18 protein-coding genes and 3 pseudogenes are annotated in these 17,840 nt (G+C 49.6%); 15 read left to right on the forward strand and 6 right to left on the reverse strand.

Features of this window, described 5'->3' with window-relative positions:
* The first annotated feature begins 74 nt into the window (after nt 1-74).
* Nucleotides 75-306 (forward strand): annotated as a pseudogene (locus tag PCO85_08350) (MFS transporter).
* Nucleotides 307-366: 60 nt separating this feature from the next.
* On the opposite strand, the gene PCO85_08355 reads toward PCO85_08350, so the two are convergent.
* The gene (locus PCO85_08355; protein ID WJV55389.1) at nt 367-1,281 is read right to left on the reverse strand and encodes a LysR family transcriptional regulator; all 915 of its coding nucleotides are present in this window, start codon (nt 1,279-1,281) and stop codon (nt 367-369) included.
* Between the two features lie 128 nt (nt 1,282-1,409).
* On the opposite strand from PCO85_08355, the gene PCO85_08360 reads away from it, so the two are divergent.
* The 7 genes from PCO85_08360 to PCO85_08390 all read left to right on the forward strand — a co-directional run bounded on the left by PCO85_08360 (nt 1,410) and on the right by PCO85_08390 (nt 7,820).
* Nucleotides 1,410-2,201 (forward strand): 5-oxoprolinase subunit PxpA, encoded by a 792-nt coding sequence (locus PCO85_08360; GenBank protein WJV55390.1) that lies wholly within the window; start codon nt 1,410-1,412, stop codon nt 2,199-2,201.
* A gap of 19 nt (nt 2,202-2,220) precedes the next feature.
* Nucleotides 2,221-2,469 (forward strand): acetyl-CoA carboxylase, encoded by a 249-nt coding sequence (locus PCO85_08365; GenBank protein ID WJV55391.1) that lies wholly within the window; start codon nt 2,221-2,223, stop codon nt 2,467-2,469.
* Between the two features lie 33 nt (nt 2,470-2,502).
* A complete protein-coding gene (locus PCO85_08370; protein WJV55392.1) occupies nt 2,503-3,891 on the forward strand; it encodes an acetyl-CoA carboxylase biotin carboxylase subunit in 1,389 nt (462 codons plus the stop codon).
* Nucleotide 3,892: 1 nt separating this feature from the next.
* A complete protein-coding gene (locus tag PCO85_08375; GenBank protein ID WJV55393.1) occupies nt 3,893-4,774 on the forward strand; it encodes a carboxyltransferase domain-containing protein in 882 nt (293 codons plus the stop codon).
* A complete protein-coding gene (locus tag PCO85_08380) occupies nt 4,764-5,741 on the forward strand; it encodes a biotin-dependent carboxyltransferase family protein (protein WJV55394.1) in 978 nt (325 codons plus the stop codon). Before PCO85_08375 ends, PCO85_08380 begins: the two co-directional genes overlap by 11 nt.
* Nucleotides 5,742-5,843: 102 nt before the next feature.
* Entirely contained in the window at nt 5,844-7,154 is a 1,311-nt protein-coding gene (locus PCO85_08385) for an allantoin permease (protein WJV55395.1), read from the forward strand.
* Between the two features lie 204 nt (nt 7,155-7,358).
* Entirely contained in the window at nt 7,359-7,820 is a 462-nt protein-coding gene (locus PCO85_08390) for an Hsp20 family protein (GenBank protein WJV55396.1), read from the forward strand.
* A gap of 187 nt (nt 7,821-8,007) precedes the next feature.
* On the opposite strand, the gene PCO85_08395 is transcribed toward PCO85_08390, so the two are convergent.
* Entirely contained in the window at nt 8,008-8,178 is a 171-nt protein-coding gene (locus PCO85_08395) for a hypothetical protein (GenBank protein ID WJV55397.1), read from the reverse strand.
* 231 nt (nt 8,179-8,409) lie between these two features.
* Here PCO85_08395 and PCO85_08400 point away from each other — a divergent pair, with 231 nt between their 5' ends.
* Complete coding sequence (locus PCO85_08400; protein ID WJV55398.1) at nt 8,410-8,751, forward strand: GlpM family protein; 342 nt, start codon at nt 8,410-8,412, stop codon at nt 8,749-8,751.
* Nucleotides 8,752-8,828: 77 nt separating this feature from the next.
* Here PCO85_08400 and PCO85_08405 read toward each other — a convergent pair whose 3' ends face one another.
* Entirely contained in the window at nt 8,829-9,797 is a 969-nt protein-coding gene (locus tag PCO85_08405) for a GlxA family transcriptional regulator (GenBank protein ID WJV55399.1), read from the reverse strand.
* 107 nt (nt 9,798-9,904) lie between these two features.
* Here PCO85_08405 and PCO85_08410 point away from each other — a divergent pair, with 107 nt between their 5' ends.
* From PCO85_08410 to PCO85_08425, 4 genes and pseudogenes are all read left to right on the forward strand, one after another.
* On the forward strand, nt 9,905-10,603 hold the full coding sequence (locus tag PCO85_08410) for a DJ-1/PfpI family protein (GenBank protein ID WJV55400.1): 699 nt from the start codon (nt 9,905-9,907) through the stop codon (nt 10,601-10,603).
* 162 nt (nt 10,604-10,765) lie between these two features.
* Nucleotides 10,766-11,206, forward strand: coding sequence for a GNAT family N-acetyltransferase (locus tag PCO85_08415; protein WJV55401.1), 441 nt, complete (start codon nt 10,766-10,768; stop codon nt 11,204-11,206).
* Nucleotides 11,207-11,933: 727 nt separating this feature from the next.
* Entirely contained in the window at nt 11,934-13,532 is a 1,599-nt protein-coding gene (locus PCO85_08420) for an APC family permease (GenBank protein WJV55402.1), read from the forward strand.
* Nucleotides 13,533-13,736: 204 nt separating this feature from the next.
* Nucleotides 13,737-14,004 (forward strand): annotated as a pseudogene (locus PCO85_08425) (hypothetical protein).
* Nucleotides 14,005-14,017: 13 nt separating this feature from the next.
* Here the strand turns inward: PCO85_08425 and PCO85_08430 are convergent.
* Complete coding sequence (locus PCO85_08430) at nt 14,018-14,953, reverse strand: LysR family transcriptional regulator (GenBank protein ID WJV55403.1); 936 nt, start codon at nt 14,951-14,953, stop codon at nt 14,018-14,020.
* A gap of 70 nt (nt 14,954-15,023) precedes the next feature.
* Here PCO85_08430 and PCO85_08435 point away from each other — a divergent pair, with 70 nt between their 5' ends.
* Nucleotides 15,024-15,962 carry an alpha/beta hydrolase gene (locus tag PCO85_08435; GenBank protein WJV55404.1) on the forward strand — a complete coding sequence of 313 codons (939 nt, stop codon included), beginning with the start codon at nt 15,024-15,026 and terminating at the stop codon, nt 15,960-15,962.
* A 410-nt stretch (nt 15,963-16,372) separates the two neighbouring features.
* Here the strand turns inward: PCO85_08435 and PCO85_08440 are convergent, their stop codons facing one another.
* A complete protein-coding gene (locus tag PCO85_08440; GenBank protein WJV55405.1) occupies nt 16,373-16,912 on the reverse strand; it encodes a DUF2058 domain-containing protein in 540 nt (179 codons plus the stop codon).
* 98 nt (nt 16,913-17,010) lie between these two features.
* Here PCO85_08440 and PCO85_08445 point away from each other — a divergent pair.
* Nucleotides 17,011-17,195 (forward strand): annotated as a pseudogene (locus PCO85_08445) (hypothetical protein).
* A gap of 63 nt (nt 17,196-17,258) precedes the next feature.
* Here the strand turns inward: PCO85_08445 and PCO85_08450 are convergent.
* On the reverse strand, nt 17,259-17,741 hold the full coding sequence (locus PCO85_08450) for a cold shock domain-containing protein (protein ID WJV55406.1): 483 nt from the start codon (nt 17,739-17,741) through the stop codon (nt 17,259-17,261).
* Nucleotides 17,742-17,840 lie beyond the last annotated feature (99 nt).

Below are 17,840 nucleotides of genomic sequence, written 5' to 3' on the forward strand. Positions count from 1 at the left end.
CGACTCACGCCATTAAGAATGCTCATGACAACAGAATTTACCGCTCGTTCTCAGCTTTTTATTGTAATAACTATCTGATTATTGTGCTGGATAATGTGGATATGCCCCAACAGGCGGGTGCGTTAATGGAGGTTGTACAAGGCGGAGGCTACATTATTGCCAGTCTGATGCCATTAGTGGCCGGCTTTATTCGCCAGCATTCAACCGGGCTGGAACAGGCATGGGTGATTATGACTGACTGCCGGTGTGATCGTTCTGATGTTGATGGCGCTGCGTTTTGGCCCCCGTAAGCCGGCGTATGTCTGATGCCTGATGGAAGGGTCATCACATTAGACGATTCTGTATCGTCAATTGCGCCGAGCGTTGTCACCGTCGTGAAAAATTAAGGTGCGGTGTCAGAAACGCATTACGGAAATACTCCCGAATTGCCTGCATGGGTGGGGTAAATTCAGCGTCACGATGCCAGGCTAATCCGACACTCATTGGATGCACGGTATCCTTGAGCGAACGGGTTTCAATGCGTCGACCTTCCAGTGACCATGGGCGGTAGACCAGATCAGACAGAATGGCTACCCCCAGGCCATTCGCCACCATGCTGCGTACCGCCTCGACGGAACTGGTGCGCAGCATCTCCCGTGGCTGGAGACCATTGAGATCCCAGTAGCGCATGGCGCTGTGATCGGCTTCATCAACTGTCAGCATGATGAAGGGTTCTTTTGCCACATCCTCAAGACTGACTTCCGCTTTTTCGCATAATGGGTGACGGCTGGGTAACCATAGTCGTCGTTCGGAATTGAACAGGGTTTCAGAGATAATTTCCGGATGCGTGAGGTTTGCCGTCAATACCAGAGAAAGATCCAACGCGCGATTGATCAGGCCCTGCTCAATATCACGGCGTTCCCGTTCATACAGATTGATATTGACATGCGGGAACCCATAAGAGAGCCGCTGTAAGTGAAATGGCAGGAAATACCCCATCACCGTGTAGCTGGCCGCTATCCTCAATGTTCCACTGATACGGTTGTCGGTCAGTGGGATGTTAGTGGCATCGTCCACGCTGCGTAGAATGGAATAGGCATGATTGAGAAAATAGCTACCGTTTTCCGTCAGTGTCATACCATGTACTGAGCGCAGAAACAGCGGTTTCCCCAATAAACTTTCCAGCTCCTGTATGGCAGCGGTGACCGCTGACTGGGAAATGTTCAACTGAATGGCGGCCTGAGATATTTGTCCCATTTCAGCGGTGGCGACAAAATACCGGATTTGGCGCAGCGTAATCATGATGTTTTCTCCGATGAACGAGCCATCTGTTTTTCAGATACTCTGCTATCTGAAAATACGTCTTTCCGAATATAAAAAATTCACTTTATATTATTTTTAAACAAATCTATCACAAATAAGAAATAATTATGAAACGTGCAGTCGATCTTAATTCTGATATGGGTGAAAACTTTGGGCCGTGGATCATTGGTGATAGTGTTGATAAAGACATTATGTCTCTCATCAGTTCCGCCAATATCGCGACCGGTTTTCATGCCGGGGATCCCAATATCATGCGAGAGACCGTTGCATTGGCAAAATATCATGAAGTGGCTATTGGCGCACATCCTGGATTTCGCGATCTGGTGGGTTTTGGTCGGCGGCATATCAATATTCAGCCACAAGAAGTGGTGAACGATATTATTTATCAGCTGGGAGCGTTGCGGGAATTTTCCCATTTATATCAATTGCCATTGCAACATATCAAGCCACATGGCGCGCTTTATATGCATCTGGCAAAAGATTCTCAGGCAGCACAGGTTTTTGTAGAAACCCTGCATGCATTAGCGCCAGGTCTCCTGTTGTTCTGTATGCATGGTTCGGCGGTGTGGCATGCAGCGAAAGAATCACAACATCCTGTTATCTGTGAATTTTATGGTGACCGGGATTATGACCGAAGTGGTTCAATTGTTTTCACCCGCCGGGTTGAGGCACTTGACCCGGAGCAGGCGGCGAAGAGAGTGCTGCGCGCCTGCCTGGAAGGGAAAGTTCGTACCATCGAGGGGGATGATATCCCAATTACATTTGATTCGGTCTGTATTCACAGTGATACCCCCGGCGCATTGGCATTAATTAAAACCACGCGAGAAGTATTAATTAATGCTGATATTGAAATTAAATCTCCAGTAAAAGCAATTTTTAATCAGGTATCTGATAACTAAATTAGAGGAATCATTGGTAATGAAAGAATATGAAATCTGTTCTCCTTTACCCGGCATTTTCTACCGGCAACCTGCCCCGGATGTGGCAGTGTATATTGAAGAAAATGATGTAGTCACGCCAAATACGGTTATTGGTTTAATTGAAGTCATGAAACAGTTTAGTGAAATTTATGCTGAACAGGATGGACGTCTCATTATGTTTAAGGTTTCCAATGGTGAAGCTGTTGAACCGGGACAAGTTATTGCCATCATAAAAACTGATAGATAATTACAACAATAAAGATTTATTGCAGAGGTAGAGATGAATATACCAATAAGAAAACTACTGATAGCCAATCGTGGCGAAATCGCTGTACGTATCATCCGTGCCGCCAAAAGCCTGGGTATTGCTACTGTCGCCGCCTGTAGCGAAGCGGATGCCGATTCTCTGCCTGCCCGTCTTGCCGATGAAGTTTATATTCTTGGTCCAGCCCGAGCGGATCAAAGTTATTTAAAGAGTGAAGCGCTGCTCCAGGGAGCCCGCACATGTGGTGTCGACGCTGTTCATCCGGGATATGGTTTTCTTGCCGAAAACGCTGATTTTGCCGAGGCAGTGGAAAAGGCTGGCTACATTTTTGTCGGGCCGACGCCTGATACCATTCGTATGATGGGTGACAAGGCCGTCGCCAGACGTACTGCCCAGGCGGCGGGCGTACCCGTGGTTCCCGGCTCCGATAAGGCGCTGGACACCGTCACTGCCGCGTTACGGTGTGCAGAAGAAATTGGTTATCCGTTGCTGATCAAGGCGGCGGCTGGTGGCGGTGGGCGGGGAATCCGCATCGCTCACAATGCTGCCGATTTGACACGTGATTTCCCTATTGCTCAGAGTGAAGCCCGGGCCGCGTTCGGCTCCGGTGATGTCTATCTGGAGCATTTTATCCAGCATGCCCGGCATATCGAGGTGCAAATCCTGGGAGATGGCGAGCATGTCGTGCATTTATATGAACGAGAATGTTCGCTGCAACGGCGGCGGCAGAAAGTGTTTGAAGAAGCACCGTCTCCCGCGCTTTCCCCGACGCAACGCGAGGCGATCTGCCACAGTGCGTTACAACTGGCCCAACAGATTCGTTATCGCGGTGCCGGTACGCTGGAATATCTGTTCGATATCGCCACCGGCCGGTTCTATTTTATTGAAATGAATACTCGTATTCAGGTGGAACACCCGGTGACGGAAATGATCACCGGTGTCGATCTGGTGCAGTGGATGCTACGTATCGCTCAGGGTGAACCGCTGACGTTGGCGCAGGAGGCTATCACCATTAACGGCAGCGCCTGTGAAATGCGAATTAATGCCGAAGACCCTGATCGAGGGTTCTTCCCGTGTCCCGGCATGGTGGAAAAGCTGGTATGGCCGCAAGGCGAGGGGGTCCGGGTTGATAGTCATCTGTACAGCGGTTACCGGATTCCCGCATATTATGATTCCCTGCTAGCCAAGCTGATCGTGCATGGTCGTGATCGTCAGCAAGCTATCGCACGAGCAGAGCGGGCGTTGCATCAGCTAAAACTGACCGGTATCACGACGACACAATCACTGCATCAATGGCTGATTGCCGATCCACGTCTGCGGGCTGGGCAGTTCGATACCACTACGCTGGAAGCCTGGCTGAAAGAGCGTGTGGACACCAAGAGCCCGATATCTCAGGAGGCCTGATATGGAAAACGCCACAATACGCTACACCTTCGGTGGGGATGAGCATCTATTCGCTGAAGTAGATGAATCGATGTCTCTACCCGCATTCTTCCGTGGGATGGCGATTACCCGCGCTATGGAGCGACAGGCCATTCCCGGCATACTGGATATTTGTCTGGCCAATGCGTCCTTTCAGATTCGCTTTAATCCGGACATCATCGCGCCGCAGGCATTGCTGGAGGCGGTGCAGCAGGCAGAAAACCAGGCACAGACGGTTAATCGGCTTGAAACCCGCATCATTGAAATTCCGGTGTTATATGACGACCCCTGGACGCGGGAAACGCTGATGCGTTTTCGGGATCGTCATCAGGATCCCACCGTAACCGATCTGGAATACGCGGCACGCAGTAATGGCTATCCAGATGTTGCGGCTTTCATCGCCGCCCACAGTGGTACGCCGTGGTTTGTCTCCATGGTGGGGTTTGTCGCCGGATTACCCTTCATGTTTCAGATGGTGGAACGGGCACAGCAGATTGAGGTACCGAAATACTTGCGACCGCGCACTGACACGCCTCGGCTGTCAGTGGGGCACGGCGGCTGTTTCGGCTGTATCTATTCGGTACGGGGCGCGGGTGGTTATCAGTTATTTGGTGTGACACCGGCACCTATCTATGACCCAGAACAGCGGTTGGATTACTTCAGCGAGTTACTGGTGTTTTTCCGGACTGGCGACATCGTACAGTTCAAGCCCATCGATCAACTCGCTTATGAGCAGGCCATCCATGAGGTGGAGGACGGAACGTTCCGTCTGCGTATTCGTCCGGTTACTTTTGAGCTGGATAAATTTGCCGCCGATCCTACGGGGTACAAGCACTATCTTCAGGAGGTTCTGTATGCAGATTAATGTCCTCAAACCCGGGCTGGCAACATCGGTACAGGATACCGGCCGGGAAGGGTATTACCATCTTGGTATCCCGCCATCAGGCGGGCTGGATCAGTATTCTCTGCGTATGGCCAATCTGTTGGTGGGGAACCCGCAACAGGCCGCAGTACTGGAATTAACCTTGCTGGGACCGGAACTGGAGTTTACCGGTGATGGGCTGGTGGCATTGTGTGGTGCGTCGATGAAACCAAAGCTCGACGGTACAGAGATGCCGATGCATACCGCTTTCAGCGTGAAGGCTGGGCAGATATTGCGTTTCGATTACGCCGTGGCAGGCTGCCGCAGCTATCTGGCGGTAGCCGGAGGGATTGACGTGCCACAAGCCCTGGGCAGCCGTTCCACCTATACGTTAGGGGCGTTGGGGGGGTATCAGGGACGCCGTTTGATGATTAACGATACGCTGGCGGTTGGGATGGCAGGGATGAAGGCAAAGGCAGGCGCTAGCGTGCCTGACGATTTCATTCCAACATTTGCCAAAGCGGTCGAGCTGCGCATGGTGACCGGGTTGTACATTCATCGTTTAACAGCCGCGGCGGTAGCACAATTTTTTGCTGATAGCTGGTCCGTGGGTACCGAAGCCGATCGTATCGGTTATCGGTTGAAAGGCGGCGCACCACTGGTGTTTGAGCCCCGCACGCCGCCTTTTGGCGCGGGATCGGATCCTTCCAATATCGTTGATGCCTGCTATCCGATCGGGTCTGTTCAGGTTCCCGGTGGTCTGGAGCCGATTATTCTGTTACGTGACGCGGTTTCTGGTGGTGGCTACATGACGCTGGGCACGGTTATCAGTGCCGATCTGGATAGTGTCGGGCAGTTACAACCGCATAACCAGGTACGTTTTGTGCCGGTCAGTCTTGAAGAAGCACTGGTGGCCCGACAGCAATACCAAAACCGTTTGCAGCGGTTGGAGCAGCTTTTCATAGCGTGATCTTCTAATTCATCCGAATGTTTTTTGTCAGTTTTGGTTCTGCCCAAACTGCGGATTTTTTCGACCTTAAATGATGTTCAACCGCGTATCCGGAGGTTTGCAATGGCTGATTTATCCCATGAGCAAGAGGCCTATTCCGCCATTTCCGCTGAAACCGTGACTGGGGCAGAGCGAATGGGAAAACTGTCTCTGACTATGGCCTGGTGGGCAGTATGCAGTGCCATTTTCTACATTGTGGTCGGGGCGTCGCTGGCACTGAGCTATGGCGCGAAAAACGCCATCATTGGTATGGCACTATCGGTGGTGAGCTATGGTCTGGTTAATGGGACGATCAGCCGTTTTGCCATCCGCAGCGGATTGTCGGTAGCCCTGTTTTCCAATCTGCTGTTCGGCCGTATGGGGTCAGCGCTTGCCACGCTGATTTTCTTCTCTACTGCCATTTACTATGCGGTGTTTGAAGGGTCGGTTATCGCCTTTGCCATCAATCATCTGTTCCCACAAGTAGCTTATCACTGGGCGGCGCTGGTGGTGGTGCTTTACAGCGTGCCGCTGATTTTCGGTAGCGTGCAGCACTGGCTGGATAAATTCAACGGTGTGCTGTTGCCGTTCTATCTTATCGGCCTGCTACTTACGGTCCTGGTGTCCATTAATCATTATGGTTATCAGCCACAGTGGCTGGAATTCGGGCCGGCTTCCCCTCCAGCTAATGGGTGGTGGAATTGCTTCACTTACTACATGGGGGTATGGGTCTTGATGATGTATACCTTTGATTATGCCAGGTTTGGTAAAAAGGATGACAGCCATTACCATGCACGGTTCAACTTTGGCATGCCATTTTATCTCATCACCTTTTTGCTGAATGGTATAGCCGGAATTTATCTGGTCAGTAGCGTGGCCCACCAAGGTGGTGTCAGTGAAACGGCGGTGGTGGTGGCGATCCTGAATTTACTGGGGTTATGGGGGTTACTGTTTGTCTGGATTACTCAAACCCGTATCAACACTGCCAACTACTATCTGGCAACGGTAAATATGCAGGTATTTTTCGATCGGTTGTTACGTATTCGCTATCGCAAAATAGTCTGGGCCTGTGTGGTTGGTGTGGCGGTATATGTATTGATGCTGGCCGATATCTTTGCCTATATTCTGCAAGCGCTGGCCTATCAGGGTGTCTTTGTTGTGGCATGGGTTGGTGTGGCGTTAGGGCATATTTTTTCCGCTCGCCAGTTTTCGTCGTTACCTAAACCTACGGAAAAAACCGTCAACCTGCATGGGCTGAGCGCCTGGTTTCTCAGTGTGGTCGCGGGTATTGTGCTGATGCATGGCAGCACGCTGTGGCAATCATTTTCTGCTCCGGTGACGTTTCTGACCGCGCTGGTGCTGTACTGCGTTTGGCCACGTAGCCAGCAGGTTTAATTAATGGCATAAGATCAATGATGGGCACGGACCATAGGCAGGGATGCCTGTGCCTTATACTGGTGAGGGTACTCTGCATAATTTTAATCATACGGACTTGAAAGTCTCACAATCACTATTATCTTATTGAGTGAGGGCAAGACAATTTCGTTGCCTTGCGGTTTGCACTTTTGAATGTGTATTTTGCGATTCAGGAGGTTAACCATGGCATTCAAATCAGTGTCTTTATTTCCGGCGTTTGCCGATTCACTCTTCTCTGACCGATTTGACCGTATAGACCGGTTGTTCAGCCAGCTGACAGGCGATACGCCTTTATCCGTCACGCCGTCTTATGACATCCGCCGACTCGACGATACCCACTACGACATCACACTCAGTGTACCTGGCTGGCGTGATGAAGATCTGGAAGTCAGCATCAACAATGGGCAACTGCTTATTTCCGGTAAACACAAAGAAGAAACGTCCACGAAGGAGAAAGATGGCTGGCTGCATTGTGGTATCAGCCGTAGTGACTTTAGTGTTCGTTATTCGCTGCCGGATCATGTCAAAGTTGAAGGCGCGCATCTGGACAGTGGATTACTGACAGTAAACCTGCTGCAGGAAATCAAGGAAGATGAAAAACCGAAAAAAATTGCTATTGAAAAACATCATGAGAGCGTTTCATAGATACCAACGGATGATGTGCATTGGCACTAAGCGTTAAAAAGTATTGATATCACTGCTATGGCTCCGGTAGTTGCCGGGGCTTGTTACAAGGTATCTATCATCACACCATTCACTGGTTGATAGTGAATGGTGTGTTTTTTATTTTCACCTCATTTTGAGGCCGGTAATCCGGTGTTATGTCTGGTCATTAGTGTTGTAGAGTAAACGGCTCGGCTTCCTGAGAGGAAAGCACCGGGCGGGTAGCTGTTCCCGGAGATAGCGGTTTAACGGTGTCATGTGGTTGCGAATTGCTACAGGCAGCGAGTAGCAGGGATACCGACACCGCTGTTGCCGCGAGGGGAAAACGAGTCAGGCTCACGTTCAATACTCCTTGTTATTCAATGTTTTTTTCTGCTAAGGAGGTTAAGCGTAGTCAATCATTCGACATAAAAAACGGAGCGGGATCAAAGTATTATAAAAATGAACCGATGTTTTATTTATTGAATTTATTCTGCGGGGTTGAACAGAAACGATCTGAGCGCAATTTTCACTTTTCTGTGGGCACATTTCTGTTAAAAATAGGGATTGTCCAACGGAATGAAAATAAAGTATGTCGCTGCTTATCAAAGCTGTTCTTGGTGCACTTGTTGTTTTGTTGATTGGTGTACTGGCAAAAACACGTAATTACTATATCGCCGGGCTGATTCCCCTATTTCCTACTTTTGCCCTTATTGCACATTATATTGTGGGTGCTGAACGCGGAATAGATGCGTTGCGCGCGACGATCCTTTTTGGTATCTGGTCGGTCATTCCCTATCTTATCTATCTCATTTCCCTGTACTACTTGACGACGATGATGCGCCTTCCGCAGGCACTCATCGCCGCTGTGGTGTGCTGGAGTGTTTCTGCCGCATTGTTGATTAAAATGTGGAGTTGGTATCACGCCGTATAGTATGACCGTAACCGGCGTGTAACCCGATACCAGACATTACAGATCAGTGGCACCTGTCGCGCTATAGTTTTCGGCAGTCAGGTTGATGTGTCTCCTGCTTGCGCACGTGCTGCACGCCGCACGCTCTGCGGTGGCTGCCCATAGATGCGCAGAAAAGCTTTACGCATACGTTCGGCGTCGACAAATCCGGTTTGGATTGCGATAGCTTCTATCGGTTTCTGCGTTGATTCGATCAGGTTGCGAGCAAGTTCCAGGCGGATTTTCTCCACGGCTTTGGCCGGTGTGATACCGGTCTCGTTCCTGAATGTACGGGCGAAGTTGCGTTCGCTCATACAAGCGTGTTCTGCCAAACGTTGCACCGACAGACACTCGGCAATGTGCTCGCGAATCCACGGGAAAAGTGCGGAAAAGCGGCTGCCAGGGGTGTCAAATTCGAGTAGGGCAGAGAACTGGGACTGTCCGCCGCCACGCCGGTGGTAAACCACGAGTTGTTGAGCAACTTGTTTGGACAGTTCTGCTCCCAGGTCGTCTTCGATCAATGCCAAAGCCAGGTCGATACCTGCGGTGATGCCTGCCGATGTCCAGAATTTGCCGTCTTGGGTGTATATCTGATCCGGGCGAAAAAGCACCTTGGGAAAACGCTGGGAAAAATCTTTGGTGCGTCGCCAGTGCGTGGTGGCCTGCCTACCGTTCAACAAACCTGCTGTCGCCAGAAGATATGCGCCTGAGCACACGCTGCACATGCGGCGTGCTATCTCAGCTTGGTGGCGCACAAATGCCAACGTGGCTGGGCATTGAGCCGCTTCGTGTATACCGATGCCGCCAGCCAGAATCAGCGTGTCGATATTGCGGATCTGGTGCATGGGTTCAGTCTGCATTGCTGCGCCCGAAGAGCTAGTGATCAGACCTCCATCGCGTGACAATAGCTTGAGCGTATAAGGCGCGGGCTGGACGAAGCGTGTGGGCATTTCAAATGCGGCAATCGGCCCGGCAGCATCCAGCATCTGGAAACCGTCGAACAGGAAAAAGGCGATGATGCGTTTCATAGGCATAATGTTGGCTGAAAAATAGGTATTTATGTCATCTAAGCCAACCTGTCAACAGATAGTATATCGGCAGGTAAGAAGCGTAATCCGTTTTCCAGGAGTTCAATATGAATATGTCCCAAGCCAATTTTCGCACCGTGTTTGTCATTTACCCAGGTATGACGCCCTTAGACTTTATCGGTCCTTATGAATTCATATCGCGTTTGCCGAATGCTGAAACACAGGTGGCTAGCTTATATGGTGGCACTGTGCTGTGCGGTGGGTTGGCATTTGCCAATACCGTACCGCTGGCCGACATAGACCGCTGTGATTTGATATGCGTACCTGGTGGACTGACCGCTACACAGATATCGCTGGATGCGGAGTTTATTGGCCACATCCGGCGTCTAGGTCACAGTGCTCAGTATGTAACATCGGTCTGTACCGGTTCGCTAATCCTGGGGGCCGCGGGATTTTTACAGGGCAAACATGCCGCCTGTCACTGGGCTTTGCGCGAACTACTGCCACTGTATGGTGCTATTCCTGACGCCGCGCGTGTAGTACGCGATGGTCGGCTTATCACCGGTGGTGGGGTGACGGCAGGCATTGATTTTGCTTTGACCGTGTTGGCCGAGATTGCCGGAGATACCGTAGCCCAGTCTATACAACTGCGGCTGGAATATGCGCCGGAACCCCCGTTCAATGCCGGACGACCCGAAACTGCGCCAGCCGATGTGTTAGCGCTCTACACAGAGTCCATGGCGCATATAGCGCCACAGCGACAGGATGAAGTGCGGGAGGCCGCGCGTAGATTACGGGTGGGATAAATATGTGGCGTTTGCCAAGTGTGGCGTGTTTCGTCTCTCATGAGACGGGCGTCGGCGAAAGAAACCGCAGGGTAGGCATCAAATTAAAGCACTAGCGGTTTATCGTTGCAGACACTAATTGCTAAAATCATTGCGGGTTTCAGAAAGTTGGAGGAATGGTTTGTGAAGATTGAAGTTGTGACAGAGGCGACGCCAACCGTGACGAGACTGATTTCGCAGTTGGTATCTCAATTATCAACTACGTCCGCCACTCCAACACTCGACAGGATCGCCAGAATTGTAGAATCTTCTGCGACAATTCTTCTCGTCGCCCGTTTAGAAGACGGTGCCTACGTTGGCATGTTGACGCTTGTGCTCTTTGAAATCCCTACGGGAATAAGAGCAATGATCGAAGATGTCGTTGTTGATGTTGAGCACCGGGGGCAGGGCTTCGCGGAAATGCTGACACGAGAAGCGTTGAGACTTGCGCAAGAGGCTGGAGCGAGAACAGTGGATTTAACTTCCCGTCCGTCGCGGGAGGCCGCCAACACTTTATATCAGAAGCTTGGTTTTGAGCGGCGGGAGAGCAACGTGTACCGTTTCTCCTTTACACCACAGCAATAGGTTAAAGGGCTTTATCCAGAACACTCAGACGCCGCAAACGGATACCCGTCAGCCTAAGTACCTGGCGGCGCTGGAATGGACAAGCTGAAGACCATCGATCCACAGCAGTGTGTCCGGTACCGGTCAATAAACTGAGCGCCGAAGAAGAGCATCAGATAGTCATGGTATGTACTGCGGCGACAGAGTCAGGTGCATCACCGGGGCCGTAGCCGCGGACCGCAACGTATTACGTGAACGGTGGTCAACTTCATGCCGTCAATGACAACGAGTTGAGGTAGTGATGTTGAATCCGGACAAGCCAGAAACCAGGCTGAAATCCACAGCGTAAAAGCAAATAAGGGTGTCAACTTCGTTGGCGATTACCGCGAGGAAATAGGTTTAACGCTGACAATTAAAAACGATGCCCCATTTTGGTGCCTTTCAACATCCCTATTTGGGGATGTGCACTTTTTTGGCGCATTGGGATATTCATCTGCTTTTAGTTTACGAACAGTCCTGCCAGATGGCTCTTTGTCCAGATTGTTTTGTGCCCGGTAGTTTGCAAATTTCATTCTCCAGTTACCTACCGATACCTGAATTATAAAAAGACATATTTATTTACCTATAGATACCTGCGATGGCATGTAACCTGCTCATTTAGTCTTGTTACACACAACACATCACATCAACGAATGGTTCAGACAGTCGGGCCAGTGAGTGCCGAAACTGAAAACAAGAGGTATGTCATATGGTGAAACACGGACTTAAGAAAGAGCTGGGATTAGTCGATCTCACCTTGCTGGGAATAGGGTCAATGATTGGCTCTGGCTGGCTTTATGCCGCGCTCACCAGCGCCGGGTATGCAGGAGCACAGACTGGCTGGGCATGGATTCTGGGGGCCATCATCGTATTATTAATCGGGCTGGTGTTTGCGGAATTATCCGCTGCGTTACCACGTGCTGGCGGTTTTGTCCGTTATCCTAATTATTCCCATGGTAATGTTGTGGGTTTCGTGATTGGCGTCAGTTCGTTACTTGCTTATACCAGTACGGCAGGGGTGGAGGTGGAAGCCGTGCGTCAGTACGCTGTGTACTGGTGGCCTGCTCTGGGGAATACTGATGGCAGCCCGACAATGATCGGTTTTGCTGTTCAGATAGGGCTGCTGCTGGTGTTCTTCCTGCTCAACTACTGGAGTGTAAAAGTCTTTGGTCGGGTAAATACCATTGTTACTGTCTTTAAATTTGTTGTGCCATTGCTAACCATTGTCACCTTATTCATGTACTTCAATGCTGCCAACCTGAATGTACCACCGCCGCCGCCGGGCGGAACGCATGGTATCTTCTCCTCGCTGACCGGTGCCGGGATTGTATTCGCCTATCTGGGTTTCCGCCAGGCAGTGGACTTTGCCAGTGAAGCGAAAAATCCTCAGCGTGATGTACCACTGTCTATCATCATTGCCATTGGGTTGAGTTTTGTTATTTACCTGCTGTTGCAATATGCTTTCCTGGGAGCGGTACCATCCGAAGCGTTGAGTGCCCACGGTTGGGATGGCCTGAAACATGTATTGCAATCCCCTTATGCTGATCTGGCGCGCAGCCTTGGGATCACCTGGCTTATCAACCTGATCCTGGTTGATGCTGTCATCTCTCCGGCAGGTACCGGTAATATTTATCTCGCGGGGGCGAGCCGCGTACTGTTTGCCTGGGCGCGTAACGGCCACCTGTTTAAAGTCTTTGGCAAAGTGGATGAGAAATCCGGTGTACCGCGTGGGGCGCTCTGGTTATCACTTGTGCTGGCGATCGCCTGGACTTTGCCTTCTGAATTCCAGATGTGGGGGGGCCTGATTGGGGCCGTGACATCGGCAACGGTCTTTACTTACTTGCCAGGGCCGATTTCCGCAGGCGCTTTCCGCCGTCATCTACCGAATTTATACCGTCCTTTCCGCCTGCCGCTGTTTAACCTATTAAGCCCGCTGGCATTTGTCGCCAGTACAATGCTGGTTTACTGGAGCGGGTGGTCGGTTAACGTGATTTTGCTGCCGATACTGATTGTTGCCTGGGTGCTATATGCACTGTTTGCGAAAAAAGGTCAGCATCATCAGCGCGATGTCGGTTGTGCATGGTGGTTGTTGGTTTATTACATTGCCATAATGGTGATTTCCGGCCTGGGAACCTTTGGTGGCACAGGGCTTATCAGCGCGCCGATGGATATGATCCTGTCTGCTATTGTCAGCCTGGTGTGCTACTACTGGGGTGTCAGCACCAGTTTGGCCGCACCAAAAATTACTGAGGAAGAAGATGAAATCCTGGCGACAGGGCAAATTAATCAAGAAGGTTATGTGCAGTAAGGCAGCACATTGATTGGCTATTCCATCAACAACGGTAAGGGCCTGCGACCCCGTTCGGGCGGATACAACCCGGCGGGGCTTTTATCTTTTTACCAGATGATCTGGAATATAGAGCAAACCTTTCGTAATGGTTGCTTCAGTGTCTCGGATATAATGTTTAATCTGGTTCCTGAAAAGTCAGATAAATATTCGTCAGGCAGGCGTGAATGGGCAGCCAAGACGGTAAATTCCTCATACTGGGCCAGACTGTATTACCAGGGCCAGTGAGAAAAGGGAAATCTCACCAATCTGCGATCCGGGCGCTGGTGTTTAAAATGGATAAGGATCATTTACCGCTGCTGGAAGACCGGAACCTGCTACGACGGGGCAAAATACTTGAGCACGCAGAGAGCAAAATTCGCCCTTACTGAAGCCATACAAAGCTTGTCAAATGTCTCAGGGCGTGAAGCGGAAGTTCATGTTCGCAGGATGAGAAATGTCACTTTTTAAGTGTGATTCAGAAATTTTCTAAGATCATCAATGAAAGCTCGTACCCGAACAGAGAGATTCCTGCGGTTTGGGTAAATTGCATGGATAGCAATTTCTTCACCTCTTACATCAGTCAGCACTTGCACCAGGCGGCCTTCAAATAAATCCTTTTCAATCATGAAGGACGGTAAATATCCGATACCCAGCCCCGCGATGGATGCGGTGCGAATTGCATCTCCGCTGTCAAATCTGGCATAAGCCGGGCCGTCTAGAGTTATCTGACCTTGCTCTTTATCAACCAGTGTCCATGCGGTGGGAGTCGTTCCCAGACCATAGACGAGACGCCGATGGTTTTTTATCTCAGCAAACGAGTTCGGAATTCCCCACTTTTCGAGATAGTTGGGGGATGCATAAAGGTGTGGCCATGCCCTGTCGATCACCTGCGTTATGTATTGGTAACTTGTGGTTGCACTACCTACTCGGATGGCGAGATCGAATCCTTCTTCTACAAGATCAACAACCCGATCAGTGAAGCTTACCTCAATGCTCAATTCTGGTGAGGCCTCTAGAAATTCATTGAGAAACGGCAAAATAATCATTTTGCCGTAGCCTTCTGAAACGGTAAGTCGAAGTATGCCTTTTGGCCGTAGTGGATTTTGACGAATGGTAGCTTCAGCTTCTTCTAGATCCTCCAGCAACTGACTGCATCGATGATAAAATTCATGCCCCTCTGTCGTGAGAGATAAGCGACGAGTTGTCCGTTGGAAAAGCCGTGTCTCAAGATAGTTTTCCAAACGAGCCAGTGCTTTACCCGCCGCAGAACGCGTCAGTCCCATTGCCTTACCGCCTGCAACAAAACTCCCCGCCTCTGCAACAGCAACAAAGATACGCAGTGCACCAATATCTATATCCGAGCCTTTTGGTTTAGCCACTGGGATTTTTTTTCCCACCATTGGGGAACCCTTTTCGTTAATGTGTTGAATATACTGTCATTGTAGAATTTAACTGAGTGAGGTTTCAACAATGCTGTCGAAAAATGCCCAAAATGCTCTTGATGGATGGATCACTGCCGCTGGCCCGGTTGTTCAGAAGCTCTATGGTCAGTCTGAAGCTAGCTGGCCGGAAGTACGCGCTCACTATATGCAAAGTCTTGAAAAAATTTTCCCTGCGATCGAGGGGATTTCCTATAAGACCACTACGTTAGGCGATGCTCCTGCAATGATCAGCGAGATGGAGGAACACGTTGGGAGCAGAGTCGTTCTATACATTCATGGCGGCGGCTATGTGCATGGGGGTGTCGAAGCATACCGTGGAATTACGGGGCGTCTTGCCAAAGCGTTGAAAGCCAGGGTTTACACGCCAGACTATAGGCAGGCGCCCGATTTCCCATTTCCGACGCCAATTAATGATGTTTTTTCAGCTTATCGTGCAATTCTGGACCGTGGCATTCATCCCCGCGATCTCGCTCTGGTAGGTGATTCAGCAGGCGGCGCGATGGTCGTCACTATGATGCGCAAGGCTCGCGATGCTGGTATTCCGCTACCCGCCGCCGGGGTGGCGATCTCACCATGGGCAAATCTTACCCATAGCGGTTTGTCTGCGACCACCCGCGAGGGGATTGATCCGATTTGTAGCGTGGATTTTCTCAACATCTTGGGAAGGTGTTTTCTCGCCGGTGAGCTTCCTACACATCCTGATGCTTCCCCCGTTTATGCTGATGTCCAAGGGCTTGCACCGATACTAATCCAGATCGGTGAGAATGAGGTCATGCTGAGTGATGCTATCCGACTAGCTTCAAATTTAGGGGAAGCGCGTGTACGCACCACACTCGAAGTTTGGCCTGGAATGTTCCATGTATGGCATCTTCTAGCAGGGATCCTGCCTGAAGCTGATCAGGCTTTGCGCAATGCGGTGCGTTTCCTCGAGGATGTTCTTACAGAGGATAAGAAATTAAACGAGTAAATGTTCGTGCGATATATTTTAAATATTTGTGAATAAATCGTCAGGGCGTGCTTTTAGCAAATGAAGATCATTGTCTCATTTATTCACTACAATTGTATGGCTTGACTCCCTTAGGTCAGCTAGTGATGCCGAAATCTTGTTTATGAATGATGCAAGGTTTCGGCCTGATGTTATTAATTAGTACACCCACAGATAGCCACCACATTTTCGATATCAATTCGGGTATATGCTGACACTGCTTCATTATAAGAAGAGATATTATCAGTATCTGTAACTTATCGTTGATTGACTGTTAGACATCTCCGCTTCACACCCCAGAAAATAAAAGGCCACATTGAAAGGGTTGAGCAAAGCATCTTAATGAAAAGCCCTCAGGGACTTTTCATACATAAGTATCTGCAAAACGTTAATTACCACATCAAATCATCGGGCACTTTAAAATCGGCATACGGATCTTCTTCATCCTGCTCTTCCTGACTAAGCGCACTATTTAATACAATGCTGCTCGCATCTCGCTGCGCAATTTTATCGGCTACGCTAGCGGGGATAATAGCGTATTCACTCTCGCCACTGTTATCAACAACCAAACGAGCAATGGCGAGACGACCACTAATCAGCTGAGCCTGAGTCAGCTTATCCACAGCTATTTTTTTAATTAACTTATTATCTGTGAAGTTAAAACCAATATCGCCGTTTGAAATGTCAATTCTGTTCATTTCAATGAGCTGCTTCACCTGAGCTTTATATTCTTTAGCTAAAGCAGCTTGTTTTTGTTGTTCACTTAGCTGTTTATCACGTTCAAGTTGTGATTTTTTATTTTCTTCCACAGCCTCTCTTGCCTCACGCGCCTGAACTCGTGATTTTTTGGCTGTTCTTTGGACTTTGGCCATTTTTTTGCTGGTCACTAACCCAGCTTTTAGCATCTGCTCTTGTAAGGTGAGTTTTGTCATCTTCGTTTCTAAACCAGTTGAATAATGTGTGGGATTATACCTGTAATTTTTGAGGCTGTACCAGGTTGCAGTACCTGATCACTATGTGGCTTGAGTTGATAACGAACTGCTGGCAGGAAACCGCATTACAAGTGGACGATGCGCAGGCATTAACGCAAGCCATTCTGGGGGAACACTGCCGCCCAATGTGGCGAAAGCATTAACCGGGCTGCTACATGATATGGTCTGGTTGTTAGAAGCGTTTATAAAAGATCTATATATCACGGCGTACTGCGGCTGGTAAGCGATGCCGAAATTCTGCTTATGAATGGCGCAGGATTTCGGCACAGGGTCAGTGCGAATTATTTCAGACCTTGAGCAGTTTTACCGTGGCATCCACGTCTATCTCATCTTCTGAGAAGATTAACGTCGTTCCCTGGAAGGTAGTGATCGCCAGTTTTTTTAGCGAGCGCATTTCACCAGGCTTAGTGGCTGATTTCGGCCTGATATTACCCATCAGTACCCCCACAGACAGCACCGCATTTTCTTTATCAATGCGGGTATCGGCAGACACTTCTTCGCGGTAAACCAGGTAAGACTTGATCGACGTGAGCTTAAGGCGCTCGCCCGCAATATAGATGTATTTGCTCTCCGGTACGACTTTCACAGCATAAGCTGACAAACCCTTGTTATTGGTGGTGGGTTCGAAAGTGACCGCCGCATCTTTCTTAATCAGTTCAGGATTGGCGACTTTAATCACATGAAAATAACGGTTATCACCGTTTTCATCTTTGATAAATCCAAAACCTTTATCTTTAAACCAGGTTGTGATCGTTCCGTTCATCGCCATTACCGCCTACTTAATCGTTTATCTACTCAGTTTTTGCAGCGCGCAGTGTAAATCACAATGCCTGCGCAGACTACGTCTTTGGTTTAAGTCTTGATGATA

The organism is Prodigiosinella aquatilis (assembly GCA_030388725.1).
Taxonomy (GTDB): domain Bacteria; phylum Pseudomonadota; class Gammaproteobacteria; order Enterobacterales; family Enterobacteriaceae; genus Prodigiosinella; species Prodigiosinella aquatilis.